This window comes from Corynebacterium sp. KPL1814, from assembly GCF_000478175.1.
GTDB lineage: Bacteria > Actinomycetota > Actinomycetes > Mycobacteriales > Mycobacteriaceae > Corynebacterium.
In genome coordinates this window covers 783483-796560 of record NZ_KI515774.1, presented here as the reverse complement: position 1 = coordinate 796560, position 13078 = coordinate 783483, and the positions used below count along the sequence as shown (strand labels likewise).

Below are 13078 nucleotides of genomic sequence, written 5' to 3'. Positions count from 1 at the left end.
CCAGCCCCTAAAGGAGGAATTGTCGTGGGAGCATTCGATTGGTTCTGGAAAGCGATGGGCTCGCAAAGCGAGCGAAACGATAAGAAATCCAAGGCCATCGTGGATGAAGCTCGCTCCGCCGCGGAGAAATTCGCGCAGAGCGACGATGCTGCCGTGGCCCAAGCCGCCCGCGCTGCGGTGCGCGGCGGCGAGGTCGCAGACAAGGCACAATTCCTGGGCGCATTGGCCGTAGCGTGCGAACGCACCCTGGGCCTGCACCCATTTACCGTGCAATCGCAGGCGGTACTGCGACTGCTTACCGGCGATGTCATTCAAATGGCTACCGGTGAGGGCAAGACACTCGTCGGCGCGATGGCCGCAACGGGTTTCGCGCTGACCGGAAAGCGCGTTCACGTCGTGACGGTCAATGACTACCTAGCCAGCCGCGATGCCGAATGGATGCGGCCCGTCGTGGAATTTTTTGGCCTTCAGGTAGCTTCTGTGACGGAGGGCATGAGCGCGGATGAGCGCCGCGCGGCTTATGCGCAGAATATTATTTACGCCCCCGTCAATGAATTGGGCTTTGACCTGCTGCGCGATAATCAGATCACCGAACGTGCACAGACGGTGCAGGCTCCTGGGGATGTCGCCTTGGTGGACGAGGCCGATTCCGTCTTGGTGGACGAGGCCCTCGTGCCGCTGGTCTTGGCCGGAAATCGCCCCGGTGAAGCGCCCACCGGGCAAATTACCAATGTGGTCTCCCGCCTCCGGGAGAACCACGAGTACGTCATCTCGGATGACGGGCGCACGGTGCAGCTTACCGATGTCGGCGCAGCCCGCGTAGAGCGAGAGCTCGGCATCGATTCCCTATATTCCGAGGACAATATCGGCACCGTCCTGGTCAAGGTCAACTTGGCGCTGCACGCAAAGGCGCTGTTGATTCGCGATATTCATTACATCGTGGTGGATGGCAAGCTGCAGCTAATCGATGCCTCCCGGGGCCGCGTCGCCGATCTACAACGCTGGCCCGACGGGCTACAGGCAGCGGTAGAGGCCAAAGAGGGCTTGGAAGTCTCTGAGGGCGGGCGCATCCTCGATACGATTACCCTGCAAGAACTCATGCGCCGGTACCCGCTGGTCTGCGGAATGACGGGTACTGCGGTAGAGGCCACCGACCAGCTGCGGCAGTTTTATGACCTGCACGTTTCTGTTATCGACCGGAATAAGCCACTGCAACGCTTTGATGAGCAGGATCGGATTTTTGCCACCATAGGGGAGAAGTCGGCGGCAATCGTCGAGGAAATTGCCCGCCTACACGATGCTGGTCAACCTGTGCTTGTGGGAACCCAAGACGTTGCGGAATCAGAAAATTTGGCGGAGGCCTTGCGCGATAGAGATATCGAAGTCAACGTGCTTAACGCCAAAAATGACCGCGAAGAGGCACAGATAGTTGCCGAAGCCGGCGATATTGGGCGGGTAACTGTCTCCACACAAATGGCCGGCCGCGGTACCGATATCAAGCTCGGCGGCGCCGATGAGGCCGACCACGATGAGGTGGCCGAGCGCGGCGGCCTTGCCGTGATCGGAACCTCTCGGCACCGTACCGCGCGGCTCGATAACCAGCTGCGCGGGCGTGCAGGGCGCCAAGGAGACCCAGGCCTGGCCCTATTTTTCGTCTCCCTGGAAGATGATGTGGTGCAACAAGGCGGTGCTGGGGAAAAGGTCAGCGCGCAACCTGGCCCTGGCGGGCTCATCGAATCCAAACGGGTGCAGGACTTTGTGGCACATTGCCAGCGGGTAACAGAGGGTCAATTGCTAGAAATTCACGCCCAAACCTGGAAGTATAACCAGCTCTTGGCGGATCAGCGCATCATCATCGATAAGCGCCGTGCAGCGCTATTGGATACAGACCAAGCGTGGCAGGAACTAGCTGAGCGCGCCCCAGAGCGGGCGAGCGAGCTTGCGGATCTCCCAGAGGTAGCGCGGATTCAGGCGGCGCGGGAGATCATGCTGTATCACCTCGACATGGGCTGGGCCGATCATCTCGAGCTGCTCGATGATGTGCGAGAATCCATCCACTTGCGCGCCATCGCGCGCGAGACCCCAATTGACGAATATCACCGCATTGCGGTCCGCGAGTTTAAGGACTTAGCGCAACGGGCAGTCGATCAGGCGGTAGAGACCTTCAGGCAGGTGCCTATTGACGCCGAGGGGGCACACCTTGCAGACTCTGGGTTGAACCGTCCAAGCGCAACTTGGACCTATATGGTTTCTGATAACCCCCTTGCGGGGCAGGGAAATTCCGTGTTGAGCGGCATCGGAAATATTTTTCGGTGAAATAATTGCCCACTGAGAGATCACAGACTCGGAAGAGTCGCTATTATTGGTATAAGTAACTCAAAACTAATCCCCGGAGGTAACAATGAGCGAGAACACCGGAACCCCGGAACCACAGGTGGAGACCACCTCTGTATTCCGCGCTGACCTGCTCAAGGAAATGGAAAATGGCACCAAGGGAACCGAAACCTCTGCGGTAGGTACGGAAAACTTGGAGGATGGCCAGGCATTGCTTGTGGTCAAGCGTGGCTCCAATGCCGGTGCCCGCTTCCTGCTGGACCAGGACACTACCACGGCAGGGCGCCACCCAGAGGCAGATATCTTCCTGGATGATGTCACCGTCTCCCGCCGTCACGCTGAATTCCGCAAGAATGATGACGGCCAATTCGAGGTAGTAGACGTGGGATCCCTGAACGGCACCTACGTCAACCGCGAACCGCGCAACTCGCAGGTGCTCGAGGTTGGAGATGAAATTCAGATCGGTAAATTCCGTCTCGTCTTCATCACCAAGCAGGACTAAAACCGCAGCAGACAGACCGTTTTGCCGTCCTCGGTTAAAGCGGTTTGGTCTCCTTTTTATATCCAACGACTACTGAGACACTTTTAAAGAGATAGACACAGTGAGCGCAGCAGAATCCGCGGCGGCATCAGCTCGCCGCAAGAGCCCGAATACGAAGAAGGCTAAGACCATGTCCATTGGCGTGGTCTTAGAAACGCTGAATCAGCAATTCCCTGATGTCACTGTGTCTAAAATCCGCTTCCTCGAGTCAGAGGGGCTGATTTCTCCCCAGCGCACTGCCTCCGGCTACCGCCGGTTCACGCAGGAAGATGTGGATAGGCTGCGCTATATCTTGACCACCCAGCGGGATAACTACACCCCGCTTAAGGTCATCCGCGAGCAGCTGGAAGCAATGGATTCCGGCCAGGTCACCGCCATTGTTTCTGCTGGCAATGCGGAGACATTGCTGTCCCCGCAGCAGTTCAAGGCGCCCGCGGTAACACGCCTGACCGATGCCGAGGTAGCAGAGCAAGCCGGAGCATCCGAGGCGGATATTGCCACCTTTATCAAGGACAAGCTCATTAAGCCGGACGCCGCGGGATTTTTCAATACGGACGACGTGGCCATCGCCTCTGCAGCAGTAGCGCTGCAGGCATTCGGCTTTAGCGCTAGCCAGCTGAAGTCCCTGCGCAATAGCGCACGCCGCCAAGCGGACTTGATATCCCAGGTCGCGGCCCCCGTAGCGCACTCGAATTCCGATACCGCGCACCAGCAGGCAGAAGAACTCTCCCAGCAGATGACGGCGCTGGTCGTTTCTTTGCATGCCACCTTGGTGAAGACGGATTTGCGCCACGAATTTAACGGCTAACTCACCATGGCCACCTCCCATGTGGGAGAGTGGTAGCTATGAGTGATGTAACCCTTGAACTTCACGGCATTCACCAGCTTGGGCCAGAAGATGATATCTGCGCGCTGCTGCGTTGGCCCGAAGAGAATCGCCTCATTCCCGTCTGGCTTTCAGCCGTAGACGGAATTCAATTGGCCGCTGTTTTTTCTGACCAGCACCCAAATCGCCCCACGACTCACGATCTTCTCTGTGAGGTCCTGGAGGCTGCAGGTGGAGTTGAAGCCATCGAGATTGTCAACCACCATCAAGGCACCTTCATGGTGGATATTCAGACCACGCAAGGCGAGGTTTTTGATGCCCGCTTGAGCGATGCCTTGGCGGTAGCTGACCACTTTAAGGTTCCCATTGTTGCCGAGTCTGCGCTCTTGGCGCAGGTATCCGTTTTCGCCAGCGAGGAGGACATTAAGGAATACTTCGACCTTGAACTTCCTACCCCCACCAAGGAGGGGCGAGATAGCGATGCCACTTCCGCCGGGGAAAGCACCTCTGCATCTGGAAACGCGCAGGCCGATGCCGATTTTGAAGAGATGATGCGCAGCCTTGGCATGGATGAATCCGATTTCCACACGGGGGAAGAAGACGGAAAAAATTAATGACACGCGTGTGACTAATGGTGACAATGTGGTTTTTAAAGTCTAAAGTTGTACTCGAAGGTTAAGCAAGCACCGCTTGACGGGGGTGTGCGCTTGGCATTTAATTGATCTTTAGAGCTTCCAACAAACCCCATTGGAGTAATTACGTGAGCATCACCGAGGACACTCAGTCCGAGTCCCAGTACGTCCAAGAATCCCTCTTTGATGTGGGGCCGGACGAAGAAGTGGGGTACCGCGTGCCCATCGCCTGCCAAGTTGCTGGCATCACCTACCGCCAGTTGGACTACTGGGCACGCACCAACTTGGTCAATCCCTCCATTCGCACCGCCCGCGGCTCGGGCTCGCAGCGCCTATATTCTTTCAAGGACGTTTTGGTCCTCAAGATTGTCAAGCGCCTGCTCGACACCGGTATTTCCCTGCAAAATATCCGCTTGGCCGTGGAATCGTTGCATGACCGCGGCGTCAATGATTTGGCGGAGCTCACCCTCGTCTCTGATGGCACCACCGTGTACGAGTGCCGCTCCAATGATGAGGTCATTGACCTTCTCGCCGGCGGTCAGGGTGTCTTCGGCATCGCAGTGCCGGGAATCTTGAAGGAACTGTCCGGCACAATTACGTCGTTCCCTGCAGAGCGCATCGAGGAATTGCCCGATGACAATGTGGTTGGCCTCGATGAGCTTGCCGCTCGCCGCAACCGCAAGAGCTCCTAAGTCTTCCTAAAAGTTCTCCCTCCACCCCAGCTCACGGGGGTGGAGGGAGAACTTTTTTGTTTAAACCCCAGCGGCCTTATCCACCGCGGCGTTGAGGTCCTCCTGGGTGCCTGCATCGACACTAGTGAATTTTTCAGCAGCGTCCTTTAGCTGTTCATCGACTTCCCCTGGGCCCACGTGGACAACGGATAGCTCTACGTTGTCTGACTTCGCGCCGTCAAGGGAGGCGGCAAACTGGGCATCATCCATGTCGAGCTCAGTACCGGTCGTAACGAGGACGACCCGTGTCTTTTGGTTGGTGCCAACGGCTTGATCCGCTGCGGTATTCAGTGCCGCGATTGTAGCGCTGCGCGTTTGCGGCACACCACCGGTGCCGAGTGCCGCGAGTGTCTGCGACACCTCAGAGCCATCGCCGAATCCGAGGTTGTCGCGGTACCCCACCGCCGCGGCCTCCGAAATGGGGGACGAGTAGTTCCACAAGGCAACCTGACTATTGTTGTCGCTCAGTTTTTCTGCGGTGCCAGATAGCGCTTGTTGCGTTGCGTCAAACATCGCGGTCATATTCGCAGAAGTATCAACGAGCAGGAGAGTATTGGGCACCATGTCTACGCTGGACGAGGAAGCTTCTTTGCCCCCTTCGCCGGTGTCCGTCGCACCAGGAGAGGAGGATCCTCCTGGGTTGTTTTCCACAGAGGATTCGTGTGCGGTATCTGCGGCTGTAGGCTCTCCAGACCCGTCCCCAGCGCGCAACAGGAAAATCAACGGTGCGATGACGGCAAGGATTGCGATGATGATAACCGCGATAACCCAGCCGGCTAGTGCGAATCTGTTTTCCCCGTTTGAGTGCCGTGCCATGTAGTGCCTTTCTCCAAAACTCCCGAGCCAGCGCATGATGCGTTTAATCTAGTGTAACTGGCAATAAGCCTTTTCCATTACTGCGACAAGCCGCTCACGCAGTGGTTGGGCTCGCTGCGCGAGGCCCCGTTGACGGTTGACATACGTCGCTTTGCCCTCTGGTGTTTCAATAGGAACTACCCCAAGGCCCCAATTACGGCAATCATACGGAGAGGCCTCCATGTCAAGGATGCGGGCATCGATAGCCAGATCCAGGCAATCGAGGAAGAGATCACCTGGGACCAAGGGGCCGAGCTTCCACGCCCATTTATAAAGATCCATGGTCACGTGCACGCAGGCTGCCTGGTCGTTGGCCGGTTGATCCTCACGGTTGAGAACCGTCAAATTGAGCGGACGCGCGGGCGGGGTAAAGAAACGGAACGCATCATAATGCGAGCACTTTAGAGAATGAGTATCAACGACCCGGTTGGTTCTTTCTGCGCCTAAGCGCAGCGGGAGATCATGGCGTGGGGAATCGGTGTGGTAAACCATCGCCCATTCGTGCAGACCAAAGCAATCAAAGTGCACCGGGTTGGTGGCAGAGCGCCGCAGCAGATCCAAAATATAGTCAACGGAACTTCCGCGGCGTTGCATATAGGACTCCACGTCCACGGTGATGCCGTCCGCAGTCTCGTGGTAATCGCGCCAGCTAGCCTGGGGTGCATTACCCTCGAGTGCCGTGTCGATGCCCGGGTGCCAGCGCTTTAGATGCGACGGCCGGACAGGGTAGTACTCAAAAAGGAAATCAAACACCGGGTGATAGCTGCCCGGATGGCGAAACCTCTCCAGGCGGTCCGCTGCCCGCCGCTCGTGCTCATTTATGCGGGCGGTCCAGTCAGCGGTAGATAAAACCTGCACGCGCACATCCTCCTTTCTATTGCACTGGCGCTTAGCGACGCCGCCCCTTACCCCTCTTAGCTCCTCCAACCTGCCGCTTCTGTTGGCGTGGAGGCTGCTTCTTTTGTTGCTGGCCCGAGCCGTTAGAACTGTTTTGGCCCGGCGGCGGAAGTGCCGGTCCGTGCGGCTTGCGGGCGCCGGTGACCGTGCGCAGCTCAGGGGCACCGGCCGGGTTTTCGCGGTGGGAAATATCGTATTCGGTAGCGCGCACACCGGCCTTTTTGATGAGGGCAGCTACCTCTGAGCGCTGTTCATCGGTGGCCAAGGTAACCACCGTGCCTGTTGCGCCGCCGCGCGCCGTACGCCCTGCGCGGTGCAGGTAGGCCTTGTGTTCTGCAGGCGGATCCACGTGGACGACGAGGGAAACGTCTGCAATATCGATGCCGCGCGCCGCAATATCGGTGGCTACGAGGACTGGAATGGAGCCATCGGCAAAGCCAGAAATGGCGCGGCTGCGCGCCCCCTGGCCCTTATCTCCGTGCAGTGGATAGGCGTTAATGCCGGCACGCCGAAGCTTTTTTACCTGCCTGTCCACGCCGTGCTTGGTACGCATGAACATGATGGTCTTGCCTGCGCGCGCAGCGATGCGCATAACCACCTCATTGCGGGCGGGGCGATCGCCCACGAAAAATAGGTGGTGCGACATCGATTCCACCGCCGCGGCAACTGGAGCTGTGGAGTGGACCACGGGATCGTGCAGGAATTGCTCGACAAGCTTATTGACGTCCCCGTCGAGGGTCGCAGAAAAAAGCAGCCGTTGACCGGTGGGCGGGGTGTAGTTTAAAAGCTTGCGCACCTGGGGAAGAAAACCCATATCGGCCATCTGGTCTGCCTCGTCAAGAGTGGTGATCTGTACCTTGTCGAAGGACAACTTCCCTTGGGCGATGAGATCTTGGGCGCGACCAGGTGTGGCGACCAAGAGGTCTACTGGGCGTGCCAGAGAGCGGATGTGATGGTTGATATTAACGCCGCCGACCACGGCGAGGACGCGTAGCCCTAATGCGGCGGCGGGCTCATCGAGGCGTTGTTGGATCTGCGTCGCTAACTCGCGGGTGGGGGCGAGCACGACCGCGCGGGGCTGGCCCGGGGTAGAGGCGCCCGAGCCAGCCAATCGAGCCAATGTGGGAAGCCCAAAGGTAAAGGTTTTTCCGGATCCGGTAGGCCCGCGGCCAAGTACGTCCTTGCCTGCGAGTACATCCGGGATGGCTGCGGCTTGGATGGGGAAAGCTTCCGTGATTCCTTGGTTGTGTAAAACGTGAACCACGCGCTGAGGTAAGCCGAGTTCGGCAAAAGTAGTCATCGTTGGGCAATTCTAACTGGTGGGCGCGCAAAATCCCGCATCGGCCGACGCACGATTGGTGGGCTACGGTACAAGTGAGAAATCCCATAGCAAAAATAAGCCCCTGCTTTAGGTATTTCACTGGTTATTACCTAACGTGGAAGGTGGTGCTGGGAAGCACGCAAATCTTTTTCTCCACTCACCGGCCCTTTCCAAGGCCACACCGAACTGTTAAGGAGTCGTCACATGGCTCAAGCACAAGCATCCGCAGCCAGTACTTCTTCCCACTCCTCACCGCAGGAATCAACAGAGCCCACGAAGAAGGAGAGGTTTCACCTTGATGCCGTGTGGTTCGCGCTGGCCTTCGTGGCTCTAGCGGTCGTCTTACTTATCCCGATTCCAGGACTCGACTGGCCCGCCAAAGTGGCTCTGGGCATGCTGGCCTTCGCGGTGATCATGTGGGTGACCGAGGCCGTGAGCTATCCGGTAAGCGCCCTGCTCATCGTTGGCCTTATTTCCCTGCTTTTGGGGCTCGGGCCGGATCCAGAATCCGATGGCATCTACGGCACCTCCAACGCTCTCAAGGTCGCGATGGCAGGATTTTCCTCCTCCGCGGTAGCACTCGTGGCCGCAGCGCTGATTCTGGCCGGGGCGATGCAAGCTACGGGCCTGCACAAGCGGATTGCCCTGTACGTGCTGAAGGTCGCGGGGGAGAAGACCTCCCACATCGTTATCGGCGCCATTGCGATTGCCATCATCTTGGCCTTCTTCGTTCCTTCTGCCACCGCGCGTGCGGGCGCCGTAGTACCCATCTTGCTCGGTATGGTAGCCGCCTTCGGCCTGTCCTATGAGTCGAAGCTGGGTGCTCTACTCGTCATTACCGCAGCGCAGGCCGTCTCAATCTGGAACGTAGGCATTAAAACCGCCGCCGCCCAAAACCTCGTGGCGGTGGGATTTATTGAGGATCAAATGGGGCAGTCGGTCTCCTGGGGGCAGTGGTTTATTTGGGCCGCGCCCTGGTCCATCTTGATGTCCATCGCGCTGTACTTCATCATGCGCGCCGTCATCAAACCGGAAACGGAACGCATTGAGGGAGGAAAGGAGCTCATCGCCAAGCAGCTAGAGGACCTCGGGCCCACCTCACCGGAAGAGAAGAGGCTCATCGGATTTTCCCTCCTCCTGCTCTTCTTCTGGGCCACCGAAGGGCTACTGCACCCGATTAGCTCGGCCGTCATTACCGCGGTGGCCGTTGCCCTGATGCTGTTACCGAAGATCGGCGTGTTTACCTGGCCAGAGGCCCAAAAATCAGTGAGCTGGGGTACCCTCATCGTCTTTGCCATCGGCATTTCGCTCGGCTCATTCCTGTTGGATACGGGCGCTGCCACGTGGCTATCAGAAAAGACCTTCGGGCTGATGGGGCTGGATTCGCTGCCGATTCTGGCAACGATTGCGCTGGTATCGCTGTTTAATATCCTCATCCACTTGGGCTTTGCCTCTGCTACGTCGCTTGCCTCCGCGCTCATCCCGGTCTTTATTGCTTTGGCCTCCACGCTGGATGTGCCTAACGGCGGCATCGGCTTCGTGGTCATTCAGCAGTTTGTCATCTGCTTCGGATTCTTGCTTCCCGTCTCGGCGCCGCAGAATATGCTGGCCTATGGCACCGGTGCCTTTAGCACCAAACAATTCCTTCGCTCTGGTATCCCGCTGACCATCGTCGGATACCTGCTTATCCTCCTGCTTTCTGCCACCTACTGGTCGTGGCTGGGCTTGGTCTAAGTCCAGGTACTAAAAAGGGGAGGGCCTGCACCGAGCAGGTCCTCCCTCTATGTGTACGGCAGTTTAGTCCGTTTGCGTCAGGCTGCGGTCACCGGACCACTCGACGTGGAAGGTGCCGGGCTTATCGGTGCGCTTGAAGGTGTGCGCGCCAAAGAAGTCGCGCTGGCCCTGGATAAGGGCGGCTGGCAGGCGGGTGGCGCGCAGGCTGTCGTAGTACGACAGCGAAGACGCGAATACCGGGGCGGGCAGGCCCATCTGGGTTGCCGCGACGACGACGCGGCGCCACGGTTCGATGAGGTCTTCCAGCTCGCCCTTGAGGTAGGGATCCAGGATGAGGGCGGGAAGCTCTGGATTGGTATCAAATGCCTCGCGGATGCGATCCAAGAACTTAGCGCGGATGATGCAGCCGCCGCGCCAGATGGTGGCCAAGTCGCGCGGATCGACATCCCAACCGAATTCAGCAGAACCAGCCTTGATCTCATCGAAGCCCTGGGAGTAGGCGATGAGCTTGGCGGCATACAACGCACGGCGAACGTCTTCGATGAACGCATCCTTATCGATGTCGAAGTCCGCGTTCGTGCCTGCTGGAAGCTGACCCTCCTGCGCGGCGGCGCGCTGCTGGCTAGAAGAAGACAGTGCACGGGCAAAGACGGACTCGGCGATCCCGGTAATTGGAACGCCCAATTCCAAGCCATTGATGGCGGTCCAGCGGCCGGTACCTTTCTGGCCGGCGGCGTCCAAGATGACATCGACAAGCGGGGCGCCCGTATCCGGATCCTTCTGGGCCAGTACCTCGGCGGTGATCTCAATGAGGTAAGAGTCCAGGTCGCCGGAGTTCCACTCCTTGAAGATTTCCGCGATCTCGGCAGGCTCCATGCCAGCGCCGTAGCGCAGCAGCTGGTAGGCCTCGCCGATGACCTGCATATCGGCGTACTCGATGCCGTTGTGGACCATTTTAACGAAGTGGCCGGCGCCATCCGGTCCAATGTGGGTCACGCACGGGGTGCCATCTACCTCGGCAGCGATGGACTCCAGGATGGGGCCCAAGGTCTCCCAGGACTCGGCCGGACCACCAGGCATGATGGACGGGCCGTTCAAGGCGCCTTCCTCGCCGCCGGAAATGCCCGCGCCCACGAAGTGCTTGCCGCGCTCGGCCACTTCCTTTTCGCGACGAATGGTATCCGTAAACAGCGCATTGCCGCCATCGATGATGATATCGCCGTCATCCATGGCATCGGCAAGCTGGTCAATGACCGCATCGGTGGCCTTGCCCGCCTGCACCATGATGATGGCCTTGCGGGGCCGCTCCAAGGAAGCCACGAAATCCGCGATAGACTCGGAAGGAATAAAGTTTCCTTCGTCACCGTGGGCCTCAATGAGTGCGTGGGTCTTTTCTGGGCTGCGATTATAGACGGCGACGGTATTGCCATTGCGGGCAAAGTTGCGGGCTAGGTTGGAGCCCATTACCGCTAGGCCGACTACACCAATGTGCGCGAGTTCGTTCTTTTCAGTCATGGTGCCTATCCTACGTCACCGCCTCACTTTCGCCGCGCTGGCGGCTAAGCTTGAAGGCTATGTCAGATACCCAGATACTCAATGACTTACTTCACACCGCGCACACGCGCCTGCTCAACGAGGAGGAACTGGAGAAACTAAATTCGGTCAACGGCGGGCTTGCCGAGTTCATCGGGCTCACCTTCGACCGCGTTGGCCCAACCGAGGCCCGCGCGCACCTCACCGTGACCCCTCAGCACCACCAACCCTGGGGCGTGGCGAACGGCGGGCTATATTGCACCATCGCGGAAACGGTAGCCTCCCTTGCCAGCGTCGCGGCTGCCGATGCCCTAGCGATGGGAGTCAATAACTCCACGGACTTCATCAAAGCGACAGGTGAGGGCGAGCTAGAAGCGGTAGCGACCCCCATTCAATTGGGCACGCGGACCCACGTGTGGAGCGTAGAAATGCGCCAAGGAGACACCTTGGTTGCACGCACCACGCTGCGCACCATGATTATGGGTGAGCGCAGCTAGAGCCAGTGGTTCTTCCGGAACCACGCCCACAGGCCGGCGACGACAGCGACCATGATGATTATTGCCATGGGATACCCAAAGGCCCAGTGCAGCTCCGGCATGATATCGAAGTTCATGCCGTAAATACCGGCGACGAGGGTCGGCGCGGCCCACATGCCGACGACCGCGGAGATGGTGCGCATATCCGAGTTTTGCTGCATGGTGACCTTGGCCACCGAGGCATCAATAAGCGAGGTCAGGCGTTCATCGAAGCTGGCCACCAAGTCATTGACCACGAGCTCGTGGTCATAGACATCGCGCAGATAGGACCGGATCTGCTTAGAGATGAGATCCTTGTGATCCGAGACCATTGCCTTTAACGCCGCAGAAAGCGGATAAATGGCGTGCTTCATCTCCAAGACTTCGCGCTTGAACATGTAAATGCGGTCGACATCGAATTTGAGGTTCGGGGTAAAGATTTCCTCTTCGAGTTCATCGACTTCATCGCTAATAAGGCGCGCCACCTCGGAGTAGCGGTCCACCATCATGTCCAGGATCTTCCAGGCCATGGCGACGGGGCCGAGCTCCACCAAGTCCTGTTCGTCTTCAACCGTGTAGGCCAAGTTGGGCAGCTTTGCACCGTGGCGGACGGTGATGATGAAGTTCGAGCCCATGATCATCTGGATTTCGCCCGTGGAAATGATCTGGCGCTTATCTTTTACCTCATCGTGGTCGCGGTAATTCACCGAGCGCGCCACCACAAAGAGCTGGTCATCGTAGCGCTCTAGCTTTGGGCGCTGGTGGGCCATAACAGCGTCTTCCACGATGAGCTCGTGGATGCCAAATTGCGAAGCGATCTTCGTCATCTGGGATTCATAGGGCTCATGCAAGCCCACCCAAACAAATCCACGCCCATATTCCGCCACGGTTTCTAGGGCGGAATGCGCGGAATACTCGCCGGGCAGGGCCTCACCATCAACGAAGACGCGGCAGTGCTCGATGGCGCGCTCGGCAGGAACCGGTGGGAAGGAAGGCTGACTAGGAGGCGTGGATTTCTTTCGGCCCCTAAAGGGCGTGGGTACGGACGGCATCGTTTCAGCCTCCTTTGCACGATAGTGCGGATAGTAACGCAATCAAGTAGTAAAACGGGCCACGTTTTACGCAGCGGGTAAAGCTTACACCGACGGTGGGTAATATA

General features: G+C 58.4%; 12 protein-coding genes. 7 read left to right on the top strand and 5 right to left on the bottom strand.

Annotated elements, in window-relative coordinates; all coding sequences use genetic code 11:
• Positions 1-24: 24 nt before the first annotated feature.
• The 5 genes from secA2 (at position 25) to HMPREF1257_RS03715 (ending at position 5025) form a co-directional block, all read left to right on the top strand.
• Positions 25-2316, top strand: a complete 2292-nt coding sequence (secA2, locus tag HMPREF1257_RS03735; RefSeq protein ID WP_023022276.1) for an accessory Sec system translocase SecA2 — start codon at positions 25-27, stop codon at positions 2314-2316.
• An 85-nt stretch (positions 2317-2401) separates the two neighbouring features.
• The gene (gene odhI / locus HMPREF1257_RS03730) at positions 2402-2836 is read left to right on the top strand and encodes an oxoglutarate dehydrogenase inhibitor Odhl (protein ID WP_023022279.1); all 435 of its coding nucleotides are present in this window, start codon (positions 2402-2404) and stop codon (positions 2834-2836) included.
• Positions 2837-2936: 100 nt separating this feature from the next.
• Positions 2937-3683: a MerR family transcriptional regulator gene (locus HMPREF1257_RS03725; protein ID WP_034659152.1), complete on the top strand. Its 747-nt coding sequence runs from the start codon at positions 2937-2939 to the stop codon at positions 3681-3683.
• 38 nt (positions 3684-3721) lie between these two features.
• Complete coding sequence (locus tag HMPREF1257_RS03720) at positions 3722-4315, top strand: bifunctional nuclease family protein (protein WP_023022283.1); 594 nt, start codon at positions 3722-3724, stop codon at positions 4313-4315.
• 146 nt (positions 4316-4461) lie between these two features.
• A complete protein-coding gene (locus HMPREF1257_RS03715; protein ID WP_005282882.1) occupies positions 4462-5025 on the top strand; it encodes a MerR family transcriptional regulator in 564 nt (187 codons plus the stop codon).
• Between the two features lie 60 nt (positions 5026-5085).
• Here HMPREF1257_RS03715 and HMPREF1257_RS03710 read toward each other — a convergent pair whose 3' ends face one another.
• Genes HMPREF1257_RS03710 through HMPREF1257_RS03700 form a run of 3 tightly spaced genes read right to left on the bottom strand, consistent with a single transcriptional unit; the run spans position 5086 to position 8116 of the window.
• Positions 5086-5880 (bottom strand): vWA domain-containing protein, encoded by a 795-nt coding sequence (locus HMPREF1257_RS03710; RefSeq protein WP_023022286.1) that lies wholly within the window; start codon positions 5878-5880, stop codon positions 5086-5088.
• Positions 5881-5928: 48 nt separating this feature from the next.
• Positions 5929-6777 (bottom strand): hypothetical protein, encoded by an 849-nt coding sequence (locus tag HMPREF1257_RS03705; RefSeq protein ID WP_023022288.1) that lies wholly within the window; start codon positions 6775-6777, stop codon positions 5929-5931.
• A 31-nt stretch (positions 6778-6808) separates the two neighbouring features.
• On the bottom strand, positions 6809-8116 hold the full coding sequence (locus tag HMPREF1257_RS03700) for a DEAD/DEAH box helicase (RefSeq protein ID WP_023022290.1): 1308 nt from the start codon (positions 8114-8116) through the stop codon (positions 6809-6811).
• A 225-nt stretch (positions 8117-8341) separates the two neighbouring features.
• Between HMPREF1257_RS03700 and HMPREF1257_RS03695 the strand changes: the two genes are divergently transcribed.
• On the top strand, positions 8342-9871 hold the full coding sequence (locus HMPREF1257_RS03695) for a DASS family sodium-coupled anion symporter (RefSeq protein WP_023022292.1): 1530 nt from the start codon (positions 8342-8344) through the stop codon (positions 9869-9871).
• Between the two features lie 63 nt (positions 9872-9934).
• Here HMPREF1257_RS03695 and gndA read toward each other — a convergent pair whose 3' ends face one another.
• A complete protein-coding gene (gndA, locus tag HMPREF1257_RS03690) occupies positions 9935-11386 on the bottom strand; it encodes an NADP-dependent phosphogluconate dehydrogenase (RefSeq protein ID WP_023022294.1) in 1452 nt (483 codons plus the stop codon).
• Positions 11387-11445: 59 nt separating this feature from the next.
• Between gndA and HMPREF1257_RS03685 the strand changes: the two genes are divergently transcribed.
• Positions 11446-11901: a PaaI family thioesterase gene (locus HMPREF1257_RS03685; RefSeq protein WP_023022296.1), complete on the top strand. Its 456-nt coding sequence runs from the start codon at positions 11446-11448 to the stop codon at positions 11899-11901.
• Here HMPREF1257_RS03685 and corA read toward each other — a convergent pair.
• Positions 11898-12971 carry a magnesium/cobalt transporter CorA gene (corA, locus tag HMPREF1257_RS03680; RefSeq protein ID WP_023022298.1) on the bottom strand — a complete coding sequence of 358 codons (1074 nt, stop codon included), beginning with the start codon at positions 12969-12971 and terminating at the stop codon, positions 11898-11900. The genes HMPREF1257_RS03685 and corA overlap by 4 nt on opposite strands.
• Positions 12972-13078 lie beyond the last annotated feature (107 nt).